The following is a 20,839-nucleotide window of genomic DNA, read 5'->3' on the forward strand; positions in this document are numbered from 1 at the left end:
GCGGTCGGTGCTGCCTTGCGCGCGGTCGGTGCCGCCCTGCACTCCATCGGCGCGACTGTATAGGTGAAGCACCGGCGGGTACGTGAATCACCGTGCTTCCCCTATACGTCCGGTCGACGACTCTACGCTCGAGGGCGAGGGCGAGGGCGAGGGCGAGGGCGAGGGCGAGGGCGAGGGCGAGGGAGAGGGCGAGGGCGAGGGCGCGCTGCGGGCCAGGGATCGCCGTGCGCGCCGACGGGCAGCACCGGATCAGGGTGCCGGTACCCGGAGCGCCGAGGGCTACGCCTCGTCGGGCACGAGCAGCTGGTGCTTCGCGAGCTCGCGGTAGAGCGGCGTCGATTCGATGAGCTCGGCGTGCGTGCCCTCGCCGACGACGCGGCCCTTGTCGAGCACTACGATCTTGTCGGAGTCGACGACGGTCGACAGCCGGTGCGCGATCACAATGAGCGTTCGCCCCGTTGATACTGAGTCGAGTGCCTCGCGCATGAGCCGCTCGTTCACGCCGTCGAGGGAGGCTGTCGACTCGTCGAGCAGCAGGATGGGCGGTGCGGTCAGGAGCGCGCGGGCGATCGCGAGGCGCTGCTTCTCGCCGCCCGAGAGCAGGAGCCCGTTCTCGCCGACCTGCAGGTCGAGGGCGGTGGCGAGCGAGGCGGAGGGATCCCTGTCGAGCAGCCCGCCGAGATTCACCGAGCGCAGCACCCGTTCGCAGGCGGCGTCGCTCGCGTCGGGGGAAGCGAGGCGCAGGTTGTCGCGGAGACTGCCGGCGAGCACCGGGGCGTCCTGCTCGACGTAGCCCATCTGGGCGCGCACCTCGGCGCGGTCGAGCATGCGCAGGTCGGCGCCGAAGAGCGAGACCGTGCCCGAGTCGGGGTCGTAGAAGCGCTCGATGAGGCCGAGGATGGTCGACTTGCCGGCGCCCGACGGGCCGACGAGGGCGACGCGTGAGCCGCGGGGCACCGTGAAGCTGACGCCGTGCAGCACGGGGGTCTCGATGATCGGCGCGGGGGCGGCCTCGGCGTCGCGCCGCGAACCGCGGCGCACGAGCGCGCGGGCGTCGGCGCGGTCGGGGGCGGCCGAGCGGTAGGTGAAGTGCACGTCGTCGAACGCGATCGCGGGGGCCGGCGAGGGGAGGTCGGCAGCGGAAGCGCCTCGGGAAGCAGCACCGGGCGCCGAAGCAGCATCGAGAGGCGCCGACACCGTAGCCGGCACGGCCTCGCTCAGCGGCACGATGCGGCCGACGGGCGACAGCGCGGCGTCGTGCTCGGTCTCGGTGGGCAGCGACGCGATCTCCTGGATGCGGCCGAGCGCGCCGAGCGCCTGGTTCACGGCGGCGATCGCGCCGAAGGCCTGGCCGAGCGGCATGATCATCAGGAACAGGAAGATGATGAAGGTGACGAGCTGGGCGATGGTGATGGCGCCGGTCGCGACCCGGAAGCCGCCGAGGCCGAGCACGACGAGGAAGGTGAGCTGCATCGCGAGGAACGAGATCGGCACGATGACCGCCGAGATGCGGGCGACCTTGAGGCCGAGCTCGTACGCCTCGGTCGCGTCCTGCACGGTCGCCGCTTCTTCGCGCTCCGCGGCGCCGGCCGCGCGGATCGTGCGGATCGACGAGATGGTGCGGTCGACCTGGGCGGCGAGGTCGCCGACCTTCTCCTGAGCGCGCGTGACGGCGGGGCGGATGCGGCGCGACACCGCGACGACCACGACGAGCGCGGAGACGACGACGCCGAACGCGATCGCGAAGAGCACGGGGTCGATGACGAGCATGCCGACGAGTGCGCCCACGAAGACGAGCATGCCGCTGATCGCCTCGACGAGGCCCTGCGTGAGCACGGCGCGCAAGAGGGTCGTGTCGCTGCCGATGCGCGATACGAGGTCGCCGGTGCGGCGGCGGTCGAACTGCGAGATGGGCAGGCGCAGAATCTTCGCGATGAGGTGCCTGCGGCTCGCGAGGACGACGCCCTCGCCCATGCGCTGCAGCACGTAATGCTGCAGGCCGCTGAGCACGGCGCCGACCACCACGATGATGCTCAGCACGACGAGCAACTGCGCGAGCGGGTCGCCGTGCTGCACGCGCTCGATGACCTGCCCGAGCAGCAGCGGCTGCAGCAACGACGCGACCGCGGCGACAAGGCCGAGCACGATCGCGAGCACGAGCGGCCCGCGCTGCTCGAAGAGGTACGGGATCAGCTGCTTCAGCGAGGCCCGGGGCCCCTTCGGCGCCGTCGTCGGGGCTGTCTTCGGCGCCGGTGCCGCGGTGGTCGGGGCGGTCGATTCGGCCCGGTCGGTCGCGGGTGCTTCGGGGTGCTCTGCCACGGCTTCCACTCTATGGGAGCGGCCTGGGCGCGGGCTTATGGGAGCACTGGTCTCGGGCGCGGTCTCGGGCGCGGTCACGGTCGAGGGCTCGGTCATGATTGCGGCCGCGGTCTCGCCAGGGATCGCCGACGTCGAACCCCCGCCGGTCATCGCCCGTGCGCAGTCTGCGACGACGCGGCCGGCCCCCGCAGCGCCCGCACTGCGGCGACGAGGTGCAGGGCGGCCTCGGCGGCTTCGCGGCCCTTCGACTCGGGGGCCCCGGGGCGGCCCGACCGGTCGAGCGCCTGCTGCTCGTCGTCGGTGGTGAGCACGCCGAAGCCGACCGGGCGGCCGGTGTCGAGCTGCACGCGGGCGAGCCCGTCGGTCACGGCGTTGCAGACGTAGTCGAAGTGCGGGGTGCCGCCGCGGATGATGACGCCGAGGCAGACCGCGGCGTCGAAGCGGGGCGGGGCGCCGTCGTGCGGAGCCAGCGCGACCTGCGCGGCGAGCGGCAGCTCGAACGAGCCGGCGACGCGCACGAGCTCCGACTCCGAGCCGGCGCGCTCGAGGGCGGCTTGCGCCTCCGCGATCATCGGCGCCATCACCTCCTCGTGCCAGCTACCGGCGATGATGGCGACGCGCACGCCTTGCGCATCGACGAAGAGATCGGGGGCGCCTGCGCCGCTCATGGCTGCTCCTCAGGGTCGGTGTCGGTGTCGGTGTCGGTGCCGGTGCCGGTGGTGTCGGCGCCGAGTTCGGCGCCGGGTGCTGGAACGGGGAACGGGATCGGCACGGGGACCGGTGCGGATGCCGGAGCGGAGTCCTGAGCGGAGTCCGGTGCGATGATCTCGGGGAGCAGATGCCCCATGCGGTCGCGCTTCGTCTCGAGGTAGGCGACGTTCTGCTCGGTGATGCCGGTGACGAGGGGCACCCGCTCGGCGACCGCGATGCCGTGCTCGGCGAGCTGCTCGGCCTTGTCGGCGTTGTTGCTAAGCAGGCGCACGCGGTCGATGCCGAGGTCGGCGAGCATCTCGGCGGCGGCCGTGTAATCGCGTGCGTCGGCGGGGAGCCCGAGGCGCAGGTTCGCATCGAGGGTGTCGAGGCCGTCATCCTGCAGCTGATAGGCGCGCAGCTTGTTGGTGAGGCCGATGCCGCGCCCCTCATGCCCGCGCAGGTATATGAGCGCGCCGCCGTGCTGCTGGATGAGCGCGAGTGCCGCGTCGAGCTGCGGCCCGCACTCGCACCGGAGCGAGCCGAACGCCTCACCGGTGATGCATTCCGAGTGCACGCGCACGAGGGCTTCGCCGGTGGGCTGCTCGCCCGCCGACGTCGGCGCGAGCAGCGCGAGGTGGTCGATACCGGCGCGGCGGTCGCGATACGCGAGCACGCGGAACTCGCCGTGGCGCGTCGGCAGCCGGGTCTCGGCGCGGCGGCTGACACTGCGGCCGGCGCGGCGAACGGTACTGGCGGCACCGTCGGCGGCATTCAGGTACGCGATGAGGCGCTCGATCGTGATGACCGGCACCCCCTCCCGGTCGCCGAGCTCGAGCAGGCCGGGCAGGCGCATCATGTCGCCGTCGTCGGCGACGATCTCGGCGATACAGGCGACGGGGCGCAGCCCCGCGAGCCGCATGAGCTCGACCGCGGCCTCGGTGTGCCCGGCACGAGCGCGCACGCCGCCGGCGACGGCGCGCAGCGGCAGCACGTGTCCGGGGCGGCGCACATCGTCGGGCACGGCATCCGGGTTCGCGAGCGCGCGCAGCGTCGTCGCGCGGTCGTTCGCGCTGATGCCGGTCGTGATGCCGCGAGCCGCATCGACGGTCACGGTGTAGGCGGTGCCCCGGGCATCCTGGTTGCGGGCGACCATCATCGGCAGCTCGAGCGCGTCGGCGATCTCGTCGGTCATCGGGGCGCACAGCAGACCGGACGACCAGCGCACCGTCCACGCGATCGTCTCGGCGGTGGCGAGCTCGGCCGATAGGATGACGTCGCCCTCGTTCTCGCGATCTTCATCGTCGGCCACGATGACGGGGCGGCCGGCTCGGATCGCCGAGATCGCCTCGTCGATCGATGAGACGTCGGGTTGAGCGGGGTCGTGCGCAGAATCGTGCGCAGAACCGTGCGCAGGCGCGAGCGAAGGGCTGGCGACCGGGGTCGGAATCCCTCCGGCGACCGGTGCGCTCGCGAACTCCTGCATGCGGGCGACATGGCGCGCGATGATGTCGGTCTCGATGTTGACGCGGTCGCCCGGGGCGAGCGCGCCGAGCGTGGTGGCGGCCAGTGTTTCAGGGATCAGCGAGACCTCGAACCACTGCTCCGTCGCGCTTGCGGGCGAGATCGCCGAGACGGTCAGCGAGGTGCCCGAGACCGCGATCGATCCCTGGTCGACGAGCAGCGGCGCGAGATCTCGCGAGATGGCGAAGCGCAGCACCCGCCAGGCGTCGCCGGGTGCGACCGACACGAGCTCGGCCGTACCGTCGACGTGACCCTGCACGATGTGGCCGCCGAGCCGGGCATCGGCCCGCACCGAGCGCTCGAGGTTCACGGCATCGCCGCAGCGGAGCGAGGCGAGGGCCGACATGCGCAGCGTCTGCGCCATGACGTCGGCCGTGAACGTGCCGCGCCCGTCGGCGGTCGTGCCGCGGTCGACGACGGTGAGGCACACGCCCGATACGCAGATCGAGTCGCCATGCGCGGCGTCGCTCGTCACGAGCGTGCCGGCGATCTCGAGCCGGGTCGAGTCGCCCGCCGCGGTGACGGCGACGATCTCCCCGATCTCTTCGATGAGTCCTGTGAACACGTCTAGTTCTTCCTTCTCTCGACGGGTGGTTCGGCCGGTGGACCGGGTGTCTCGACCGGGTGCAGAGCAGGGTGCAAGAGCGATCCGCGCACGAGCAGGTCGTCGCCGAGCCGCTCGACCCCGAGGTCTTCGCGGCCGGTGCCGCGGCCGGTGCCGCGGTCGACCCGCAGGCGGGCGATGCCGTCGATGCTCGCAATGCCGATATCGCCGAGCGCGAGGCGCGGCCCGCCGAGCAGTGCCGGAGCGAGGTACACGAGCACCTCGTCGACGACGCCGGCCGCGATGAGCGAGCTCGCGACGGCGGGCCCGCCCTCCACGAACAGGCGGTGCACGCCCCGCTCGGCGAGTGCGGCGAGGTCGGCGGCGAGGTCGACGCCGCTCAGCTGCCACGGCGCATCCCAGCCGCGAGCCGCGAGCGCCGGGTGCTGCAGCACCCGCGCATCGGCCGGGATCGCTCGGCGGCCCAGCACGACCGGCATCGGCTGCCGAACCGCGGGCACGAGCAGCGTTCCGTCGGCGGCCCGCGCCGTCAGCTCCGGGTCATCGGCGAGCAGTGTGCCCGTGCCGACGAGGATCGCGTCGGCCCCGGCGCGCCTCCGGTGCACGTCCGCGCGCGCTTCGGGTCCCGTGATCCAACGGCTCGACCCGTCGGCCGCAGCGGCCCGGCCGTCGAGAGTCTGCGCCCACTTCACGGTGACGTGCGGGCGGCGGTCGTACGGTGCCGTTGGGCGGGGCAGAGCCGACGACGATCCCTGTCGGGGGCGCTGCCGGTGCTCATGCCGCGAGCCCGCACCCTGCCGCGCCAACCACGGCGCCAGCAGTTCGCGCGCCTCGTCGGCCAGCACGCCGCTGAAGACGCGCACACCCGCGGCGCGCAGCGCGTTCGCCCCGCCGCCCGACGCCCGCCCCGGGTCGGGCAGAGCGTAGACGACCGCACCGATGCCGGCCGAGATCAGGGCCGCCGTGCAGGGGCCGGTACGCCCCGTGTGATTGCAGGGCTCGAGCGTGACGACGGCGGTGAGCTCGCGAGCGCGGGCCCGATGCTCCGCAGTCAGCTGGGCGAGCGCATCGACCTCCGCGTGCCGCGTGCCCGAGCCGAGATGCCAGCCCTCGGCGACGATGCGGCCGCCGGGCCCGAGCACGACGCAGCCGACGCGGGGGTTCGGGTCGTCGTACGGGCCGCGGTGCGCGAGCACGAGGGCGCGGCGCATCGCGTCTTCGATGATCTGTCGCTCGAGCATGTGCTCCTCCCCGAGGTCTCGGCGGCGAATGCCAGGCGAACCGGGGTGCGGCAAATACCCTCCGCGTACGCGAAGGGTGCGTTCCTCTCATCCAGACTCGACTGCGACACATATCGCAGCCATCACTGTCGGCATCGGAATTTCACCGATTCAGCCTCGCATGGGCGAGGGTCGCGGGCTTTCACCGCCGGTTCGGATTCTCACCGACCCCGGAACGCTCACCACTGTACTCGCCCGAACCGTGGGTGCGGGCTGTGAGTCGGCTGAGGCCGGACGAAGCGACCCCGGCACCGCCGGCGTCGACCGGGCGGTGATGTTCGGGAGCGACCCCTAGTTCAGAAGATCGGCGAACATGCGGCCGTTGATGATCACGTTCATGGTCAGCGCGAGGATGAGCGCGTTGAAGAAGAACGCCAGGGTGGTGTGCCACACGAGGGTCCACCGCATACGCGTATCGGTCACCTGCACGTCTGACACGGCGAAGGTGGTCGCGTTCGTGAACGCCAGATAGACGAAGTCGACGAGCCGTGGTTCGGCGGTGCCCGGGAAGACGAGCGTGACCGCGGGTGAACGGTGATAGCGCGAGTAGTAGATGCGCGCGTAGCCCCAGTTGAACATCGCCCACGACAGCAGCATCGCCGTGATCGAACTGAGTTCGGCGAATACATCGTGCGACTCTGCGCTGATGCTCGCGATCAGATCGGTCGCCACGGTGAGCCCGAGCAGGCTGGCGCCCAGCCCGACGACCGTCGAGAGCATGCGCGTCAGCGGATGGCCGATGAGCAGCCGAACCGCGCGCGGGTCGGGGGTCTCGAAACGCACGATGATGTTCAGCCCGATGACGGTCGCACCGAGGTAGATCGCCGCGACTCCGCACCAGATGAAGCGCAGCACGGTCTCGGCCTCCGGCACGTCGGTGCCCCAAATGGTGTACGCGCCGACCCAGACGAGCAGAAGCTGCAGCAGCAGGCCGATCACCTCGCCCGTGACGGCGAACGCGGTGAGCGCGCGGTGGCTGAACCGGTCGAGGGGGCGCGCGGTCTTCGGGATCGCGATGCTGCCGGTCCGGCGGATCGCGCCCGGCAGCGCTGCGCCGTCGCTCGCTGCGCTCGGCTCGTCGCGCTCGCCCGCGTGCTCGCCCGCGTGCGCACCCGCGTGCTCGCCCGCGTGCGCACCCGCGTGCTCGCCCGTCACTTCGACCCCGATCCCGCGCTCGCCTCGGCCCCCGCGGCGACCAGGTCGCGCAGCGACGCGTCGGGCAGGTAGGCGCGCGTGATGGCGATACCGATGCGGGGTAGATCGCCCTCGTCGCGGAACAGCAGGTACAGCGACTCGTGCCGCGGATTGAACTTCTGCTTGAACTTGTGCAGCGACTTGAAGCCGTAGAGCGGCTCGATGAGACCGCCGATCTGCTCGAGCACCTGATCGACCGGGCCCGCCGCCGCTTCTGCGGGGCGCACGAGCGGTGCTCCCGAGAGCGATACGAACTCGTAGCCCTCCTGCGAGAACCACTGCGCCGACGAAGCGATCAAGAACTCCATCACGGGCGGGAACCCGCCGTCGCGGCGACGCATGAGATCGAGGGTCCAGCCCACGATGCGGGGCTCGCCGCCCGCTTCGGCCGGGCCGTACACGGGCAGCCACGAGGTGACGCCGTGCAGGTTGCCACCGGCGTCGACCGCGAGCCCGACGTAGGTCTCGGGGTCGAGCGCCTCTTCGACGGTGCCGAGGGTGAAGCGCATCTCGGGCAGTCCCTTGTCGCCCGTCCACTGCTCGGAGATCGCGCGAACCTGGGCGAGCACGTTCCACGGCTCGTCGGCGAGACGCGTCATGCGGAACTCGATGTCCTCGCGCCCCGCGCGGTTGATCGCCGTGCGCACGGCGGCCCACGGCTTGCCGGTGAACTGCAGGCCGGGCAGGTCGACGATGGTGTCCTCGGCGACGATGACCGAGCGCCACCCCTCGGGCACGGCGGCCGCGCTCGCCGCCCCCGCCGAGAACGCGCACGGGATGAGGCCGGCAGACTGCGTGACCTGTTCGAACTGGGCGAGCGCCTCGCCCTCGTGCCCCTGCGGCACGATCGGGTCGCCGAGCATGATCGCGACGCCCGACCACGCCTGGTACGCGATCGAGCCGGCCTCGGCCTCGGTGTTCCCTGCACCGGCGCCGGGTGATCCCTGCAGATCGACCGATCCCTGCAGGTCGACCGCGATGCGCTGGTTGCCCTCCCACGTCGTCATCCACGAGATCGTGCCGCCCCCGAAACGGCGCAGACGTGCGATGAGCTCGTCGCGGGTCTGCGGCTCGGCCGCGAGCACCCGCTTCGTATGCCGCATCGAGACGCGGAAAGCCCCGCGCGCCGCGATCAGCAGCACGATGAGCAGCAGCCACAGCACGGCAGGGGCGAGCGTCAGCCCGAGCGCCTCGGCGATGGAGTCGATTGCTCCGCTCTCGAGCAGCTGCGGCAGCACGGCCGGCACGATCGCGGCGGTGAGCACGTTGAAGCCGCCGAGCACGAGCACGACGATCCAGGCGACCCGGTACCCCTTGCGAATGCCGTTGGCGATGAGCAGAATGACGACGACGTCGATCGCGATGTCGACGAGCGACGCCTCGGGCCGGTTGCTGCCGAGCGGCCCCGAGTAGGGCACGATGAGGTCGAGCACCTGGATCGCCCCGATCGCGATGAGGCTGGCGAAGGCGAGCAGCCGCCACTCGCGCTGGGTCGGGCGGCTCTTCGGGCGGCGGAACGCGGGCAGCCAGCCGCTCACGATGAGAGCGGCGGCCATGACGACGGCGTGCTCGAGATCGTCGATGCGGCCGAGGTAGAGCACCGAGATGCCCGCCCACAGCACGACGGCGAGGCGGGCGCGCAGGCGCCAGGGCGCGGGCAGCGTCGCGATCGCGAACACGAGCGCGGCGAGTGCGCCGCACGACGGCCCGCCGTCGAGGCTCGCGGCGACCTTCTCGGCCCACGGCCACCCCGAGTTCGCGAGCGGGGTGAGGATCGCGGCGGCGCCGAGCACACCGACGAGGTGGCCCGCCAGGAACAGGCCGATGGTACGCGGCGTGCCGAAGCGCCATTCGGCCCAGCCGACTCCGCCGATGACGAGCGGCATCAGCGTGAGGTAGACGAGCGGGTGCTTCAGGATGAAGGGTGAGGTGAAGACCGTCCACCAGCGGCCCTCCGCGAATGCGGGGAGGCCGGTGCCGAGCGTCTCGTACGCGGCCTGCGCGTTCGCGACCGAGAACAGGGTGCCGGTGACGGCGCCGACGACCAGCAGCGCGAGCACGAGCGCGATCGTGAACGGGGTGCGACGCGCTACCCGCATGAATCGGTGCGCGCGCGTGTGCTCGGGCGGGGTCGCGGGGGCGTTCGCGGGCACTGCGGTCGGGGCTTTCTCCATGGCCTAAGCCTATGGCTGCGACGGGCGGATTCTCGAGATTCGCCGCGTTCTTCGCTGCAGTGGTGCGCGGATCGACTGCGGGCAGTGTCGGGCTGCTGCGGGCGGCATTGGGTCGGTCGGCGCTCGCGGTACGGGCGGCACGGCGTCGCGTGCGGGTTCTGGTGCAGAATCCGTGCGTGATTCTGCACATTTTCCCGCACGCGCGACGGGTGACGGCTTTGCGCGCCGAGAGCTCAGGGGAAGCACGTATGGCACGCGCGGGGCGCCTCGCCAGGGATCGGCCGCCCCCCCGAACGGTCAGGTGTACGAAATGGTAGTCAGGCGCTGTTGATTACGATAATGTAGTCAGGGCAGGGTGTTCACGAATTCGTAATCACAGGGGGCGACATGCAAGCGCTGGTCTCGTCGACGCAGGACATGGGGCGCCTGGTACGCCATGTGCGCACGCGCCACGGGCTGACTCAGCGCGAGCTCGCGGCCCGGCTCGGCGTCACGCACCGCTGGCTGTCCGAGCTCGAATCGGGCAGAGGCAAGCAGATGAACGACCGCTACTTCGCGGTGCTGGCTCAGCTCGGCATCCGCCTCACCGGGACCGTCGACGATGCCTGAATCGCTCGCGGTACGGTTGTCCGGGGTCGAGGTCGGGGAGCTCGACCCCGATGGGCGATTCCGCTGGGCCGATGGCTGGGAGGGCTGGGCGCCGCTGAACTCCGCCGTGCTCTCGAACTCGCTGCCCTTCGGCGCCGATGGGGGCGACCCGGCGCCCTTCTTCGGCGGATTGCTGCCCGAAGGCGTCGGGCTCGACAGGCTGGCGCGCGAGGCCCGGGTGGCGTCGAACGACCTCTTCGGTCTGCTCGCCGAAGTCGGAGCCGACGTCGGCGGCAGCGTGACAGTGGGGGAGCCGAGGCCCCTGGTGCCTCCGATCGAGATCGAGGAGCAGGACTTCGCCGGCATTCTCGACCGCGCCTACGGCTACTTTCGGGGCAGAGCGGTCGGCGGCGGAGGTTCGGCCGCGACCGGCGTTCAGCAGAAGGTGGCGTTGACGCGCGACGATCCCACCGGCAGATGGCTCATCGGCAGAGGCAGCACCCCGTCGACGCATCTGCTGAAACCGGTACCGGCGGAGTTCGGCGCACGTGTGCGTGCCGAAGCTTTCATGAACCGGCTGGCGCGCGAACTCGACCTGGCGCAGCATCGTGCATCGGTCGAATCCGCCGGTGCCCGCAGCGTGCTGGTCGTGGAACGATATGACCGACGGAAGCTCGACGACGGGACGATCGAACGCATCCATCAGGAGGACTGCGCGCAGGCGCTCCGCCTTCCGTGGGGTGGCAACGACAAGTACGAGAACGTGAATGACCGTGCAAGCCTGCGAAACATCGCCGCGCTTCTCGACCGGGGCCGCTCGCTCTTCGACTCGGGCCCCTCCGATCGGGAGCGGCTGCTCGCGGCGACCGTGCTGAATGTCGTCGCAGGCAACACCGACGCGCACGCCAAGAACTTCTCGGTGATGCTGCCGCCGCTCGCCGATCCGACTGCTGCAGCGACTCTCGCCGACATCTACGACGTGGTGCCGCAGCTGCTCTTCTCGGCTGAAGCCGAACTTCTCGCGATGCGCATCGCGGGAAGCAGCGATGCGAACGGGGTGACCGGTGAACATCTGATGGCGGAGGCTACGGGCTGGGGGATGGCGCCGACCCGCGCGGAAGCGGTCATCGCAGCCACCTGCGAGAGCATCGTCGAAGTACTCGCCCGTATCGGCGAAGACGAGCCGGGCGCAGCTCCCGCAGCCGGCACCAGGTCAGTGGCGTCGACGGCGCACGAATTGGCGCGCCTACGCAGCTACCTCCGCGAACGCGCCGAGAACCTGTTGCGCGGGGACGAGGTATGGACCCGGCGTCTGCCGCCGGCACTCGCGCTGCGCTGAGTGATCGCCGCCGTGTGCCCGAATGAGTGCAGAATTCTCGCGTGATTCTGCACATATTCCCGCATGCGCGAAGGGCGACGGCCCGTCCGGCGGGCAAGTGCGGGCAGCCGCAGACCAGGGCAGGCGCGGGCGGGGCGCCTCGCCAGGGATCGGTCGGCGCCCCGAACGGTCAGCGGATGAGGCCGACGCGCTCGTACACGAGGTCGAGCGTGCGGTTCGCGACCTCGTTCGCGCGCTCGGCCGCGGCGGCCAGCAGACGATCGAGCTCGGCGGGGTCTGCGAGCAGCTCCTCGGTGCGCTCGCGCACCGGCGTCAGGCTCGCCTCGACGACCTCGGCGACGCCCTTCTTCAGGTGCCCGTAGCCGAGGCCCGCGTACTCCTCGACGATCGCATCGATCGTGCGGCCCGAGAGCACCGAGAAGATCGTGAGCAGGTTCGAGACGCCCGGCTTCGCGGCGCGGTCGAAGCGGATCTCGTTGTCGTCGTCGGTGACGGCGCGCATGATCTTCTTCGTGGTGACCTTCGCCGGGTCGAGTACCTTGATGAGGCCCGCCTCGGTCTCGGCCGACTTCGACATCTTCGCCGTCGGGTTCTGCAGATCGTAGATCTTCGCGTTCACCTTCGGGATCTGCGCCTCGGGAACGACGAAGGTGTCGCCGAAGCGCGAGTTGAAGCGCGTCGCCAGGTCGCGGGTCAGTTCGACGTGCTGGCGCTGATCCTCGCCCACCGGCACGGACTCGGCCTGGTAGAGCAGAATGTCGGCGGCCATCAGCACCGGGTAGGTGAACAGCCCCACCGACGCCGCGTCGGCGCCCTGCTTCTGCGACTTGTCCTTGAACTGGGTCATGCGGCCGGCCTCGCCGAAGCCGGTGATCGTGTTGAGCACCCAGGCGAGCTCGGCATGCGCCGACACCTGCGACTGCACGAACAGCGTCGACTTGGCGGGGTCGATCCCTGCCGCGATGTACTGGGCCGCCGTGCGGCGGGTGCGGGCCGCGAGCTCGGCGGCATCCTGCGGCACGGTGATGGCGTGCAGGTTGACGACGCAGAAGAAGGCGTCGAAGTCCTCTTGCATCTGCGTCCACTGGCTCAGCGCGCCGATGTAGTTGCCGAGCTGCAGCGAGTCGCTGGAGGGCTGCATGCCCGAGAAGAGGACGGGCTTGGCGGTGATCTCGCTCATTGCGTGGGGGTGTTCGCTTTCGGAATCAGATGGTGTAGTCGACGATGACGGGCGCGTGATCGGACCATCGGGTGTCGTACGACGGGTAGCGGTCGACGCGGTAGTCGGCGACGCGCTCGGCGAGCTGCGGGGTCACCACGTGGTAGTCGATGCGCCAGCCCGTGTCGTTGTCGAAGGCCTGGCCGCGGTTCGACCACCAGCTGTACGGGCCGTCGACCTCGCCGGCGAAGGTGCGGCCCACGTCGGTCCAGCCGAAGCCCGTGCCTTCGCTGCCGTCGACGCCGGCGACGAGTTCGCCGCGGGGCCCGAAGAAGCGGTCGAAGTAGGCGCGTTCGCGGGGCAGGAAGCCGGAGCGCTTGACGTTGCCCTTCCAGTTCTTGATGTCGAGCTCGCGGTGGCCGACGTTGAAATCGCCGACGATGGCGACGTGGTCGCGCTCATCGATGAGCTCGTTCATGCGCACGCCCATCGCGTCGAGAAAGGCCCACTTGGCCTCCTGCTTCGGGGTGTCGACCTCGCCCGAGTGGGTGTAGTTGCTGATGACGGTGATCTGCGAGTCGCCGAAGGCGAAGTCGGCTTCGAGCCATCGGCCCGACGACTGCACGCTCGCCTGCAGGTCGGCGCCGCCGAGGCCGACGCGGTGCGCGAGGGCGGGGGTGCGGCTGAGCAGGGCGACGCCCGCGCGGCCCTTGATCTCGCAGGGATCATGCAGCACGTGCCAGCCGCCGTCGTCGGCCGCGGCGATGAGTTTCGCGATGTCGGCATCGGCGGCGCGCACCTCCTGCAGCGCGACGATGTCGGCGCCGCTGGCGTCGAGCCACTCGCCCATGCCCTTGCGGAAGGCGGCACGGATGCCGTTCACGTTGACGGATGCCACACGCAGAGATTCAGCCATGGGCTCCAGTCTAGTTCGAGTCGCCCGTGCGTGGCGCGGGGTGGCGGGTAGCCTTCCGCAAGAGGGGCGGGCAGACTGGGAGTATGCCGAAGCTCGCGAGGATGCGTGCCGGGGCCGTCGCCCTGGGTCTCTTCGGTGCGACCGTTCTCGCAGGCTGCGCTGCGGGCGCCGAGTCCGAGGCGACGACCTCCGCGCCGTCGGCCGCGACGTCGGCCCCGGCCGAGACGAGCGCCCCGCCGACCTCGCCTCCACCGGATGAGCAACCGGAGCAGAATCCCGAGCAGGATCCGGAGCATGCGCGAGCGCCGATTCCCGACTGTGAGACCGTGCTGCCCCTCGCCGATGTGCAGGCGATGCGCGGCCCCGATTGGGCCCGCGGCGACATGCTCGACATGTTCAACCCGGGCTTCGAACCCACGGGCGAGGGCGACTACTGGCTGAACTCCGGGTTCAACGACACGGTGCGCGGGGTGCTGCAGGCGTCGCCCGACACGGTGCGCTGCATGTGGGGCGTGCCGAACTCGGGCGCGCGCACGACGCTGTTCGCGACGCGTGCGACGGAGGATCAGCTGGCCGCCGTCGCGAGCTCCCTCGCAGCCGACGGGCTCGCGCAGGAGCAGGTGGGCGATGAGACTGTATACGTGTGGCAGTCGGAGGGTGGCATCGACTCGTCGAAAGTGTACTTCTGGGCGCAGGGCGGCGTGCTCATCGCCGAGATCGGGTCGGCGGGCCCAGGGCTCGGCGGCGAGCTGTACGCCCGCGTGACGTAGCCGGCCGGTGGCGCATCGGGTCGCGCGTCAGAACACCATGGGGCGGTCGAACTCGTCTTCGAAGGTGCCGCCGAGCAGCTCGACGTCGATCTCGGCGACGACCGGCACGTGATCGCTGGGGGAGTCGCCCTTGCGCTCCTCGCGCTCGATGCTCGCGCCCGTGACGGCGTCGGCGAAGGCCTGCGAACCGAGGATGAAGTCGATGCGGATGCCCTCGTTCTTCGGGAACTTGCCCGCCTTGTAATCCCAGTACGTGTACCCCTCGGGCACGATGGGGCGCACCACATCCTGCAGGTACGGTTCGAAGGCCGCGAACGCCGCGCGCTCTTCGGGCGAGATGTGCGTGGAGCGGCCCGGCACGAACGAGGGGTCGCCGCAATCGGAGTCGAAGGGGATGATGTTCCAGTCGCCCATGAGGGCGAGCGGCAGGTCGGGGTTCTCGTCGAGCCACGAGGCGGTGTCGGCGCGCAGCGCCTCGAGCCAGTTCAGCTTGTAGGGCATGTGCGGGTCGTCGAGCCCGCGGCCGTTGGGCACGTAGAGGCTCCAGAGCCGCAGGTCGCCGACGGTGACGCCGAGGGCGCGCGCCTCGACGGGCAGATCGTTCGAGCCGCCGGCCTGCAGCTCCTCCTGCCCCTTGATCGGTTTGCCGAAGCCGGGAATGCCCGCGAATCCGCGGGAGACGTCGGTCATCTCGTGGCGGCTCGCGAACGCGACGCCGTTCCACTGATTGAGGCCGTGGATCTCGAGCTGGTAGCCCGCCTGCTCGAAGGCTTCGACCGGGAACTGGTCGGGGCGGCACTTGATCTCCTGCATGGCGAGCACGTCGATGTCTTCGCGGACGAGCCAGTCGACGACGCGGCCGAAACGGGTGCGGATCGAATTGACGTTCCAGGTGGCGATGCGCATGCAGCCAGCCTATCTTCCGGCGAACTGCGGAGGATGCCGCGCCACTCGGCGCCCGCGATTTCCTGCGCGCGGTTTCATCCGGTTAGAATGATTGACGTTGTTCGCGTATGGAGACGTGCCGGAGCGGCCGAACGGACTTCACTGCTAATGAAGGGTCGGGCTTAAACCTGACCGGGGGTTCAAATCCCCCCGTCTCCGCCAGTTGAACAACACGAAAGCCCCTGCGAGAGCGGGGGCTTTCGTTATTCTCGACAGGAAGAGCAGAGCATTGAATGAAACCCAGCAGACGCCCGTTTCGCCCGGACGCGGAAAGCGGCCCGCCTATCTCGTGCTGGTGTTCGCCGCAGTCGCGATCGTGATGTTCACTTGGTTCCACACGCCTACCGCCGTAGTCGCCTCGGACGGCGCTGGAAACGAGGGCATCACGCTCCGGTGCTCCAATGCCGGCCCATCCAGGTGGGATCCGCCCACGGTGAACCGCGGCCAAGAGCTCTCGAGCGATCAGGCCCCGGCCATGCAGACGCACAACCAGCAGATCCTGAAGAACGACATCGAATCGCTCCGGGCAGACCTCGCGTGCGCCTCCGCTCGTGACGCGCATACGAATACGCTGATCGTGACGACCTTCGGTGCGGGCGCGATCCTGTTCTTCGGGCACGCTGCGCTCTGGGTCCGCCGTGACCGGCCGGAAGCGCCCGCCCGGGCCGCCGCTTAGCCGGAGGTCGTCAGGGATCCCAGGCGGTCCTGCGACGAGCCGCACTCCACGACAGACCCCTGCGAAGAGCTGCGGGGCCGCGGGGTGACCAGGAGCTCAGCCGCTCCTTCTTGCCCATGGGTCAGGAACGGCGCCGGCGCGAGCGGTGCCCGCATGGTCGCACTGCTCGTGAGTTGCGCCCTGTATCGACAGGCGTCAATATAGACACGTGTCGAATCAAGAGCTCACAGCGGCCGCCCCTCCGATGCGGCGCATGTCGATGCTGGATCGGTGGCTGCCGCTGTGGATCGGTCTCGCCATGGTGGCCGGCCTGTTGCTGGGACGCTGCATTCCCGGCGTCTCCGGGCTGCTCGCGCGAATGGAGGTCGGCGGCATCTCCGTGCCGATCGCGCTGGGGCTCCTGGTGATGATGTACCCGGTGCTGGCGAAGGTTCGCTACGACAAGGTCGCCGCGGTCGCGGGCGATGCGAAGCTGCTCTTCTCGTCCCTGATCCTGAACTGGCTCATCGGGCCCGCGCTGATGTTCGCGCTCGCGTGGTGGCTGCTCCCCGACCTGCCCGAGTACCGCACCGGCCTGATCATCGTCGGCCTGGCGCGGTGCATCGCTATGGTGGTGATCTGGAACGACCTGGCGTGCGGCGACCGAGAGGCGACCGCTGTGCTGGTGGCGATCAACTCGGTGTTCCAAGTCGTGATGTTCGCCGTTCTCGGCTGGTTCTATCTCACGATCCTGCCCGGCTGGCTCGGCCTCGACCCGCAGGGGCTCGACGTGTCGATCGGGCAGATCGCCCTGAACGTGGCCGTCTTCCTCGGAGTGCCGCTCGTCGCCGGGTTCGCTACGCGGTGGATCGGCGAGCGGCGTCGCGGGCGCCCCTGGTACGAGGAGACCTTCATCCCGAAGGCGGGACCCTGGGCGCTGTACGGGCTGCTGTTCACGATCGTGCTGCTGTTCGCGCTCCAGGGCGAGGCGATCACGACGAATCCGTTCGACGTCGCCCGGATTGCGCTCCCGCTGCTCGTGTACTTCGCCGTCATGTGGTTGGTGGGGCTGTGGGTCGGCAAGGCCATCGGCCTCGGCTATGCGCGGTCGACGACGCTCGCGTTCACCGCGGCGGGCAACAACTTCGAGCTGGCGATCGCGGTCGCCATCGGCACGTTCGGCGCGACCAGCGGCCAGGCCCTCGCGGGCGTCGTCGGCCCGCTGATCGAAGTCCCTGTGCTCGTCGGCCTGGTCTACGTCTCGCTGCGGGCCGCACGCGCCTGGTTCGGTACGGACCCCCATGCAGGGATCGCCGATGACCGCGCCTGACCCCGCGGAGTGCGCTCCGACGTCGTCGCGGGCGCTCGGCGTCGACATCGCATCCGAAGCGGCGGGAGTGCTGCGATCGATCGCCGACCCGCTGCGGTTGCGCATGCTGTCGGCGATCGCCGCCGACCCCCGCGGCGAGGCCTGCGTCTGCGACCTGAACGATCTCGCCGACGTGTCGCAGCCGACGATCTCGCACCACTTGAAGGTGCTCAGGGATTCGGGGTGGCTCACCTCAGAACGACGCGGCACGTGGGTCTACTACCGCATCGCGGAGGCGCGTCGGGAAGCCGCGACGGTGCTGCTCGGCCCGGCAGTCGCCGCGCTCACCGCACCTGACGAGAGGGTCGCACCATGACTGACCGGAAACCGACTGTGCTCTTCGTCTGCGTGCACAACGCCGGGCGCTCCCAGATGGCCGCCGGTTGGCTCCGCGAACTCGCCGGCGACCGGGTCGAGGTGCGCTCCGCCGGCTCGATGCCTGCGCAGCAGATCAACCCGGTCGCTGTGGCGGCGATGCGCGAGGTCGGCATCGATATCGCGGCCGAACAACCCCGGATCCTCACCCCCGAAGCCGTGCAGGTCTCAGACGCGGTAGTCACGATGGGGTGCGGTGACGCCTGCCCGTTCTTCCCCGGCAAGCGCTACGAGGATTGGCAGCTCGCCGACCCCGCTGGGCAGGGCATCGAGTCCGTGCGCCCGATCCGCGATGAGATCAGGGCGCGCGTCGAAGGGCTCATCGCTGATCTGCTCGTCTGAAGGGGTTCGCGCGTTCGCTCCGGGCGCCGAGTCGTGGGGAACCGGGCTCTGCGTCGCGGCGAACGTCGTAGCTATGCCTCCCCTCTGCACCCCGTGAATGCGCGCTCAGCTTGCGCCTCGATACTGGCCTTCCCGTACGAAGGAGTGCAGCATGACCGCGACAGAGCGCAGCCCCTGGGCACGGCCGGAGCCGACCCCGATCTCGGACCCGCAGCACCCGGAAGCCGAGCTGGACGACACGATCCCTCTGCCCGCCTATCGACCCGAACGGCTCGGCTGAGACCGGCACCGGAGCCGGCGCCGAGGCCGGAGCGGAAGCCGAGGTCGGAACGGGAACGCCCGCGCTACTCGCCGCCGGCGCTCTCGGTGCTCTCGGTGCGCCGCCGTTTCGGGTTCGTCGTCGCTTTGAGGAACAGGCGCACGAGCGACTGCTTCTTCTCGAAGTAGGCGTGGCGTTCGACCTCGCCGGCCGCATACTGCGCCTCGAGTTCGCGCAGCGTCTCTTCGGCGGCCGATGCGTCGAATCGGGAGTGCTGTTCGCCGAAGTCGCGGGTCTCGCGGATTCTCATGCGCGCCGCCCGTTCGGGCTGTGCTGAGCGGGGCGGCCGTTCGGCGGGCCCGCGTTCATGCGGTGCACGCGTTCGACCGGCGCCATGTCGGAGGTGACCGAGGAGTCGGCGTCTTCCAGGCTGGTGTAGATGCCCGTCATGCGCCGCATCGCCGGGTTCGGGTGCCAGGTCAGTACGAGAAAGCGCGCCTCGCCCGTGGTATCGGTGATGCGGTTCACGATCGCGACGGGGTGGTTCGACGGGTTGCGCATGAGCATCCACGAGTCGGCCTCGATCTGGATCGGTTCGGCACGGGACATGGCGGAGGCTCCTCTCGAAACTGTATGCGACGAGCGTAGGCGATGCCTCTGTCATCGCACTGCGGAGGTGAGACATCCCCAGGCCCGCCGTGTGCCGGGGCGAGAGGTCGGTCGCACGCCGAAGACTCTACGCCCGCCGGTGCTCCGCGACGATCGGGCATTCGAACGGATCGCGCGCTGCGAGCCCGACGCGGTTCAAGTAGGCGATCACGATGGCGTACGAGCGCCAGAGCGATGTCTCCGTGTACGGGACGTCGAGCGTGCGGCAGTGCTCGCGCACGATCTCGCGCGCCTTCGCGAGGTGCGGTCTGGCCATGCTCGGGAACAGGTGGTGCTCGACTTGGTAGTTGAGGCCGCCCATGAGGATGGTCGCCCACCATCCGCCGCGGATGTTGCGCGACGTGCGTACCTGCTTCGAGAAGAAATCGACCCGGGCGTCGTGCGCGATGATCGGCATCCCCTTGTGGTTGGGGGCGAACGACGCCCCCATGTACACCCCGAATACGGCGAACTGCACGCCGATGAAGGCGAAGGCCATGCCGAGCGGCAGCAGCATGAACACGGGAACGAAGAGCGCCGCGAACCGCAGCGCGATGATGCCGAGCTCGAGCCAGCGCTGCTTGACCGGGCCGCGCTGCACGAGGTGCCGCAGGCTCTGCACGTGGAGGTTGAGCCCTTCGAGGGTGAGCAGGGGGAAGAACAGCCACCCCTGGTGCTGCGTGATCAGGCGGCGCAGGCCGCGCGCCTCGACGGCGTCCTCCTCGATGAACGAGATCGTGTCGACCGCGATATCGGGGTCTTTGCCGACCCGGTTGGGGTTCGAATGGTGCCGGGAGTGCTTCGAGTCCCACCACGAATAGCTCATGCCGATCGACCCCGCGAGCACTCGGGCGAGGCGGTCGTTCTTCGGTCCCTGGAGCAGGATCTGGCGATGCGCCGCTTCATGCGCGAGGAATGCGACCTGGGTGAAGATGATGCCGAGCGCTGCAGCGATGAGCAGCTGGAGCCAGCTGTGCCCCAGCAGCACGAAACCTGTAGCGGCGGCACCCAGCGCCACGAGGATACCGAGGCCGACGCAGACGTAGAACCAGGGCGTGCGCTGGAACAGCCCGGTCTCGCGCGCCACCTCCGACACCTGCCGGTACGCTTTCGCCACCGGGGGGAAGTCGCTGCTTCTCGCTCGTGTGGGGCGGAGCGGGCTCAAGCCCGTGAGATGCGACGGTGGAATAGAGGGCATTGCGCAGCCTGCTTCCTGAATGCAGCTCTTCTCGGAAGAGTGCTGGTGAAGCCAAAGGCGGGCGCCGATCGCTGGTGCCACCGTAACGGGTCGACCATGGCGTTACATGCATACTGGTGACGTCGAGGGCGCGATCCCGGGTTGCACACCGGCCGAGGCGAACGCAACCCCCTATCGACCGGCGCCGACGCTTGCGAGAGTGGTGCCGTTCCCGATCGGGAGTCGGGGATGCAGGATCAACCGACGCGAGAGCAGAGGAGACGACTCATGGGTGCATCCGAGAAGATGTCGGCCGGTATGGACAAGGCCAAGGGAAAGATCGAAGAGGCGGTCGGGCACATGACCGGCGATGAGGGCAAGGTCGCCGAGGGCAAGGCCGAACAGGCGAAGGGCGAGCTCAAGGGCGCCGCCGAGCGTGCGAAGGACGCCGCGAAGGACGCCTTCGACCGCTGATCGAGACCGACCGCCGCTGACGGCCGCGGCGAACCGACTGCCCCGGGGTCGGGCCGATGCATTCGGCTCGGCTCCGG

22 protein-coding genes, 1 tRNA gene, 1 pseudogene and 1 riboswitch are annotated in these 20,839 nt (G+C 70.0%); of the genes and pseudogenes, 11 read left to right on the forward strand and 13 right to left on the reverse strand.

What is annotated here, in order from left to right; all coding sequences use genetic code 11:
* Window positions 1-82: 82 nt before the first annotated feature.
* On the forward strand, window positions 83-328 hold the full coding sequence (locus ACUYTF_RS06690) for a hypothetical protein (protein ID WP_449279500.1): 246 nt from the start codon (window positions 83-85) through the stop codon (window positions 326-328).
* On the opposite strand, the gene ACUYTF_RS06695 is transcribed toward ACUYTF_RS06690, so the two are convergent.
* The 7 genes and pseudogenes from ACUYTF_RS06695 to ACUYTF_RS06725 form a co-directional block, all read right to left on the reverse strand.
* Window positions 280-2,319 (reverse strand): ABC transporter transmembrane domain-containing protein, encoded by a 2,040-nt coding sequence (locus tag ACUYTF_RS06695; RefSeq protein WP_434141831.1) that lies wholly within the window; start codon window positions 2,317-2,319, stop codon window positions 280-282. The two genes, ACUYTF_RS06690 and ACUYTF_RS06695, sit on opposite strands and share 49 nt — an antisense overlap.
* 146 nt (window positions 2,320-2,465) lie before the next feature.
* Window positions 2,466-2,987 (reverse strand): 6,7-dimethyl-8-ribityllumazine synthase, encoded by a 522-nt coding sequence (gene ribH / locus ACUYTF_RS06700; protein WP_434141830.1) that lies wholly within the window; start codon window positions 2,985-2,987, stop codon window positions 2,466-2,468.
* Entirely contained in the window at window positions 2,984-4,495 is a 1,512-nt protein-coding gene (ribA, locus tag ACUYTF_RS06705; protein ID WP_434142193.1) for a GTP cyclohydrolase II, read from the reverse strand. The genes ribH and ribA overlap by 4 nt, the downstream gene beginning before the upstream one ends.
* A 9-nt stretch (window positions 4,496-4,504) precedes the next feature.
* Window positions 4,505-5,098, reverse strand: a pseudogene (locus ACUYTF_RS06710) (riboflavin synthase); the annotation flags it as partial.
* Window positions 5,099-5,100: 2 nt separating this feature from the next.
* Window positions 5,101-6,339 carry a bifunctional diaminohydroxyphosphoribosylaminopyrimidine deaminase/5-amino-6-(5-phosphoribosylamino)uracil reductase RibD gene (locus ACUYTF_RS06715; RefSeq protein ID WP_449279501.1) on the reverse strand — a complete coding sequence of 413 codons (1,239 nt, stop codon included), beginning with the start codon at window positions 6,337-6,339 and terminating at the stop codon, window positions 5,101-5,103.
* A gap of 75 nt (window positions 6,340-6,414) precedes the next feature.
* A riboswitch (FMN riboswitch) is annotated at window positions 6,415-6,560 on the reverse strand.
* 109 nt (window positions 6,561-6,669) lie between these two features.
* Window positions 6,670-7,533, reverse strand: coding sequence for a DUF1345 domain-containing protein (locus tag ACUYTF_RS06720; RefSeq protein ID WP_434141828.1), 864 nt, complete (start codon window positions 7,531-7,533; stop codon window positions 6,670-6,672).
* On the reverse strand, window positions 7,530-9,746 hold the full coding sequence (locus ACUYTF_RS06725) for a bifunctional lysylphosphatidylglycerol flippase/synthetase MprF (RefSeq protein ID WP_434141827.1): 2,217 nt from the start codon (window positions 9,744-9,746) through the stop codon (window positions 7,530-7,532). The genes ACUYTF_RS06720 and ACUYTF_RS06725 overlap by 4 nt, the downstream gene beginning before the upstream one ends.
* 387 nt (window positions 9,747-10,133) lie before the next feature.
* Between ACUYTF_RS06725 and ACUYTF_RS06730 the strand changes: the two genes are divergently transcribed.
* Window positions 10,134-10,355, forward strand: coding sequence for a helix-turn-helix domain-containing protein (locus ACUYTF_RS06730; protein WP_434141826.1), 222 nt, complete (start codon window positions 10,134-10,136; stop codon window positions 10,353-10,355).
* Complete coding sequence (locus ACUYTF_RS06735) at window positions 10,348-11,673, forward strand: HipA domain-containing protein (protein WP_434141825.1); 1,326 nt, start codon at window positions 10,348-10,350, stop codon at window positions 11,671-11,673. The genes ACUYTF_RS06730 and ACUYTF_RS06735 overlap by 8 nt, the downstream gene beginning before the upstream one ends.
* Before the next feature lie 169 nt (window positions 11,674-11,842).
* Here the strand turns inward: ACUYTF_RS06735 and trpS are convergent, their stop codons facing one another.
* Entirely contained in the window at window positions 11,843-12,853 is a 1,011-nt protein-coding gene (gene trpS, locus ACUYTF_RS06740) for a tryptophan--tRNA ligase (protein ID WP_434141824.1), read from the reverse strand.
* A 25-nt stretch (window positions 12,854-12,878) separates the two neighbouring features.
* Window positions 12,879-13,748 carry an exodeoxyribonuclease III gene (locus tag ACUYTF_RS06745; protein WP_434141823.1) on the reverse strand — a complete coding sequence of 290 codons (870 nt, stop codon included), beginning with the start codon at window positions 13,746-13,748 and terminating at the stop codon, window positions 12,879-12,881.
* Window positions 13,749-13,831: 83 nt separating this feature from the next.
* On the opposite strand from ACUYTF_RS06745, the gene ACUYTF_RS06750 reads away from it, so the two are divergent.
* Window positions 13,832-14,518: a hypothetical protein gene (locus ACUYTF_RS06750; protein ID WP_434141822.1), complete on the forward strand. Its 687-nt coding sequence runs from the start codon at window positions 13,832-13,834 to the stop codon at window positions 14,516-14,518.
* Between the two features lie 27 nt (window positions 14,519-14,545).
* Here the strand turns inward: ACUYTF_RS06750 and ACUYTF_RS06755 are convergent, their stop codons facing one another.
* The gene (locus tag ACUYTF_RS06755; protein ID WP_434141821.1) at window positions 14,546-15,424 is read right to left on the reverse strand and encodes an exodeoxyribonuclease III; all 879 of its coding nucleotides are present in this window, start codon (window positions 15,422-15,424) and stop codon (window positions 14,546-14,548) included.
* Window positions 15,425-15,533: 109 nt separating this feature from the next.
* On the opposite strand from ACUYTF_RS06755, the gene ACUYTF_RS06760 reads away from it, so the two are divergent.
* The 6 genes from ACUYTF_RS06760 (at window position 15,534) to ACUYTF_RS06785 (ending at window position 18,484) form a co-directional block, all read left to right on the forward strand.
* Window positions 15,534-15,625, forward strand: a tRNA-Ser gene (locus ACUYTF_RS06760).
* A gap of 67 nt (window positions 15,626-15,692) precedes the next feature.
* On the forward strand, window positions 15,693-16,139 hold the full coding sequence (locus ACUYTF_RS06765) for a hypothetical protein (protein WP_449279502.1): 447 nt from the start codon (window positions 15,693-15,695) through the stop codon (window positions 16,137-16,139).
* A 244-nt stretch (window positions 16,140-16,383) separates the two neighbouring features.
* The gene (gene arsB, locus ACUYTF_RS06770; RefSeq protein WP_449279590.1) at window positions 16,384-17,448 is read left to right on the forward strand and encodes an ACR3 family arsenite efflux transporter; all 1,065 of its coding nucleotides are present in this window, start codon (window positions 16,384-16,386) and stop codon (window positions 17,446-17,448) included.
* On the forward strand, window positions 17,435-17,803 hold the full coding sequence (locus ACUYTF_RS06775) for a metalloregulator ArsR/SmtB family transcription factor (RefSeq protein WP_434141819.1): 369 nt from the start codon (window positions 17,435-17,437) through the stop codon (window positions 17,801-17,803). Before arsB ends, ACUYTF_RS06775 begins: the two co-directional genes overlap by 14 nt.
* Window positions 17,800-18,204, forward strand: a complete 405-nt coding sequence (locus ACUYTF_RS06780; RefSeq protein ID WP_434141818.1) for an arsenate reductase/protein-tyrosine-phosphatase family protein — start codon at window positions 17,800-17,802, stop codon at window positions 18,202-18,204. Before ACUYTF_RS06775 ends, ACUYTF_RS06780 begins: the two co-directional genes overlap by 4 nt.
* Window positions 18,205-18,355: 151 nt before the next feature.
* The gene (locus ACUYTF_RS06785) at window positions 18,356-18,484 is read left to right on the forward strand and encodes a hypothetical protein (protein ID WP_434141817.1); all 129 of its coding nucleotides are present in this window, start codon (window positions 18,356-18,358) and stop codon (window positions 18,482-18,484) included.
* 64 nt (window positions 18,485-18,548) lie between these two features.
* Here ACUYTF_RS06785 and ACUYTF_RS06790 read toward each other — a convergent pair whose 3' ends face one another.
* The 3 genes from ACUYTF_RS06790 to ACUYTF_RS06800 all read right to left on the reverse strand — a co-directional run bounded on the left by ACUYTF_RS06790 (window position 18,549) and on the right by ACUYTF_RS06800 (window position 20,309).
* A complete protein-coding gene (locus ACUYTF_RS06790; protein ID WP_449279503.1) occupies window positions 18,549-18,773 on the reverse strand; it encodes a hypothetical protein in 225 nt (74 codons plus the stop codon).
* Complete coding sequence (locus tag ACUYTF_RS06795) at window positions 18,770-19,072, reverse strand: hypothetical protein (RefSeq protein WP_449279504.1); 303 nt, start codon at window positions 19,070-19,072, stop codon at window positions 18,770-18,772. The genes ACUYTF_RS06790 and ACUYTF_RS06795 overlap by 4 nt, the downstream gene beginning before the upstream one ends.
* A gap of 127 nt (window positions 19,073-19,199) precedes the next feature.
* A complete protein-coding gene (locus ACUYTF_RS06800) occupies window positions 19,200-20,309 on the reverse strand; it encodes a fatty acid desaturase (RefSeq protein ID WP_434141814.1) in 1,110 nt (369 codons plus the stop codon).
* Between the two features lie 267 nt (window positions 20,310-20,576).
* Here ACUYTF_RS06800 and ACUYTF_RS06805 point away from each other — a divergent pair, with 267 nt between their 5' ends.
* Window positions 20,577-20,762, forward strand: a complete 186-nt coding sequence (locus ACUYTF_RS06805; RefSeq protein WP_449279505.1) for a CsbD family protein — start codon at window positions 20,577-20,579, stop codon at window positions 20,760-20,762.
* Window positions 20,763-20,839: the final 77 nt, after the last annotated feature.

This window comes from Leucobacter sp. GX0328, assembly GCF_053567315.1.

What these genes read in the sequence shown, in the direction of transcription:
- ribH (WP_434141830.1), bottom strand. Translation starts at nt 2,987, where the DNA reads ATGAGCGGCGCAGGCGCCCCCGATCTCTTCGTCGATGCGCAAGGCGTG.
- ribA (WP_434142193.1), bottom strand. Translation starts at nt 4,495, where the DNA reads ATGCAGGAGTTCGCGAGCGCACCGGTCGCCGGAGGGATTCCGACCCCG.
- ACUYTF_RS06715 (WP_449279501.1), bottom strand. Translation starts at nt 6,339, where the DNA reads ATGCTCGAGCGACAGATCATCGAAGACGCGATGCGCCGCGCCCTCGTG.
- ACUYTF_RS06725 (WP_434141827.1), bottom strand. Translation starts at nt 9,746, where the DNA reads ATGGAGAAAGCCCCGACCGCAGTGCCCGCGAACGCCCCCGCGACCCCG.
- ACUYTF_RS06730 (WP_434141826.1), top strand. Translation starts at nt 10,134, where the DNA reads ATGCAAGCGCTGGTCTCGTCGACGCAGGACATGGGGCGCCTGGTACGC.
- ACUYTF_RS06735 (WP_434141825.1), top strand. Translation starts at nt 10,348, where the DNA reads ATGCCTGAATCGCTCGCGGTACGGTTGTCCGGGGTCGAGGTCGGGGAG.
- trpS (WP_434141824.1), bottom strand. Translation starts at nt 12,853, where the DNA reads ATGAGCGAGATCACCGCCAAGCCCGTCCTCTTCTCGGGCATGCAGCCC.
- ACUYTF_RS06745 (WP_434141823.1), bottom strand. Translation starts at nt 13,748, where the DNA reads ATGGCTGAATCTCTGCGTGTGGCATCCGTCAACGTGAACGGCATCCGT.
- ACUYTF_RS06750 (WP_434141822.1), top strand. Translation starts at nt 13,832, where the DNA reads ATGCCGAAGCTCGCGAGGATGCGTGCCGGGGCCGTCGCCCTGGGTCTC.
- ACUYTF_RS06755 (WP_434141821.1), bottom strand. Translation starts at nt 15,424, where the DNA reads ATGCGCATCGCCACCTGGAACGTCAATTCGATCCGCACCCGTTTCGGC.
- arsB (WP_449279590.1), top strand. Translation starts at nt 16,384, where the DNA reads ATGCGGCGCATGTCGATGCTGGATCGGTGGCTGCCGCTGTGGATCGGT.
- ACUYTF_RS06775 (WP_434141819.1), top strand. Translation starts at nt 17,435, where the DNA reads ATGACCGCGCCTGACCCCGCGGAGTGCGCTCCGACGTCGTCGCGGGCG.
- ACUYTF_RS06780 (WP_434141818.1), top strand. Translation starts at nt 17,800, where the DNA reads ATGACTGACCGGAAACCGACTGTGCTCTTCGTCTGCGTGCACAACGCC.
- ACUYTF_RS06785 (WP_434141817.1), top strand. Translation starts at nt 18,356, where the DNA reads ATGACCGCGACAGAGCGCAGCCCCTGGGCACGGCCGGAGCCGACCCCG.
- ACUYTF_RS06790 (WP_449279503.1), bottom strand. Translation starts at nt 18,773, where the DNA reads ATGAGAATCCGCGAGACCCGCGACTTCGGCGAACAGCACTCCCGATTC.
- ACUYTF_RS06795 (WP_449279504.1), bottom strand. Translation starts at nt 19,072, where the DNA reads ATGTCCCGTGCCGAACCGATCCAGATCGAGGCCGACTCGTGGATGCTC.
- ACUYTF_RS06800 (WP_434141814.1), bottom strand. Translation starts at nt 20,309, where the DNA reads ATGCCCTCTATTCCACCGTCGCATCTCACGGGCTTGAGCCCGCTCCGC.
- ACUYTF_RS06805 (WP_449279505.1), top strand. Translation starts at nt 20,577, where the DNA reads ATGGGTGCATCCGAGAAGATGTCGGCCGGTATGGACAAGGCCAAGGGA.